Origin of the sequence: Limnochorda sp. (genome assembly GCF_047459355.1) — a bacterium.
Classification (GTDB): Bacteria; Bacillota; Limnochordia; order Limnochordales; family Limnochordaceae; genus Limnochorda.
Map to the genome: position 1 here is coordinate 1 of NZ_VSCV01000076.1, position 1,901 is coordinate 1,901.

Annotated in this window: 2 protein-coding genes; both read right to left on the reverse strand. The window is 67.6% G+C overall.

What is annotated here, in order from left to right:
* Nucleotides 1–316: YhcH/YjgK/YiaL family protein (locus FWJ67_RS10885; RefSeq protein ID WP_414482828.1), on the reverse strand; the 316-nt coding region annotated here is incomplete at its 3' end.
* A 97-nt stretch (nucleotides 317–413) separates the two neighbouring features.
* A partial coding sequence (locus FWJ67_RS10890; protein WP_414482829.1) for a glycoside hydrolase family 3 C-terminal domain-containing protein occupies nucleotides 414–1,901 on the reverse strand: 1,488 nt, incomplete at its 5' end.

The window sequence follows — 1,901 nt, forward strand, 5'->3', positions numbered from 1 at the left end:
GCTCGAGGACCTCCAGGTCGTCCAGGTGCGCCCAGGCGAGCCCCTCCGTTCCCCGGTGGATGTACTGGATGTCGCAGTACTTCCGGTGGGACTCAAGCTTGGCGCATTCCGGCGTGGTCTCGTAGCACATCAAGTTGGCGAAGATGGCGTCGCCCTCGATCTCGACCCGCCTGGACGAGCCGGGCTCCAGCGACGAGAGCATCTGGAGCGTGTCGTCCTTCCCCGCGACCGCCCGCTGGAGCCACTGGAGAGCCCGCATGAACCGGGGCGACTGCGGCAACTGTTCTGCAACCTGATGGATCGAGCAGTAGATCAAGACAGGACCTCTTTCCTCAAAGATTTGCGACGGCCTCCCGAGCGCTCCCGTTCGGGGTACCGGCAAAAGTGCGACCCTCATAACTTCGCAAGCCGCGTCAGCCAGCCCTTTTCGCCCGGCGCCGCAACAACATCCCCAGGGCTCGCAGCCGGCGGCCGTTGGCCCACTCGACAAGGAACTCGGCCAGGGCCAGCGGTAGGCTCTTGGGATCGAAGAGGACCAGAGCCCGCAAGGGGGTGGTGGCGGCCGACTCCACCGCCATCTTGAAGGCCGGGTCCTCCGGGTCTGCCCTGACGCCCAGGTGCTTGACGGCCTCCCGCTTCAGCACCCGGTAGACCAGCCGGAGAAGCAGGCTGGTCTCCTGCATCTCCCGGACCGAGCTGGTCATGTCGTAGGTTCCCCGGGTCTGGGGGACGTCCTCGGGGTAGTCCGGGTGGATGGTGATGAAGTCCTTCTTGGACGGTACGCCGTTCAAGGTGTAATACCAGCCGCTGCAGGGCGTGCGGGCGGGTTCGACGCCCTGCAGGTGGATGGTCGCGCTCAGGCGGATGTCCTGCGAGCTCGCGCCCACCTCCAGGTCGTAGCGCCCCGCCTCCACCACCCACTCCCGGCGCGCCGGGTCGTAGATGGCAAAGCTCCTCCTGTCCAGGCGGAAGGAGACCTGCCCGGTCTCGCCCCGCTTGAGGTGGATCTTGGAAAAACCTTTCAGCTCCCGCACCGGGCGGTACGCCCCGCCGGTCTTGGGGGCCACGTAGAGCTGGACCACCTCGGCGCCGTCGTACTCGCCCGCATTGGTGATGGAGGCGGTCACCTCGACGTCGTACTCGCCGGTCCTCCGCACCTGGAGGTCTGAGTACTCGAAGCGGGTGTAGGAGAGGCCGAAGCCGAAAGGATAGCGCACCGGGACGCCGGCGGTCGCGAAGTAGCGGTACCCGCAGTAGAAGCTCTCCAGGTACGCCGCCTGCTTGGGCGGCTTCAGGTAGTAGCTACTGCTCACCACGTCTTCGTAGCGGAAGGGGTAGGTCTCGGCCAGCTTGCCGCTGGGGTTCTCCTTGCCAAAGAGGAGATCGGCTGCGGCGAGACCCCCGGCCTGGCCGGCGAGATGCATGTGGAGAATGGCCTGGACCCGATCGGCCCAGGGCATCTCGATGGCCGATCCGCCCGCGAGCACCACGACGATCCGCGGGTTGGCCCGGGCAAGCGCCTCCACCAGGGCCACCTGGTTTTCGGGAAGGCGCATGTGGGGCCGGTCGAAGCCCTCGCCCTCGTAGGCAGGCGGCAGGCCGATGCAGAGGATCACGGTGTGGACCTTCTGGGCCAGGGCGACGGCCTCGTCGACGAGCGCCTGATCCGGCAGATCCCGCAGGGTGTAGCCGGCGGCGAAGGGAACGCCGGGAACATACCGGCGGAGGCCGTCCAGGAGGCTGTCCAGGCGGGTCGGGACCACCTGGGAGGAGCCGGCGCCCTGATACCGGGGGGTTCTCGCGAGCTCCCCGATGACGGCCAGTGACTCGCCGGCTTTCAAGGGAAGGACGGGGCCGTCGTTCTTCAGAAGGACGGCCCCGGCTGCGGCGATCCGGCGGGC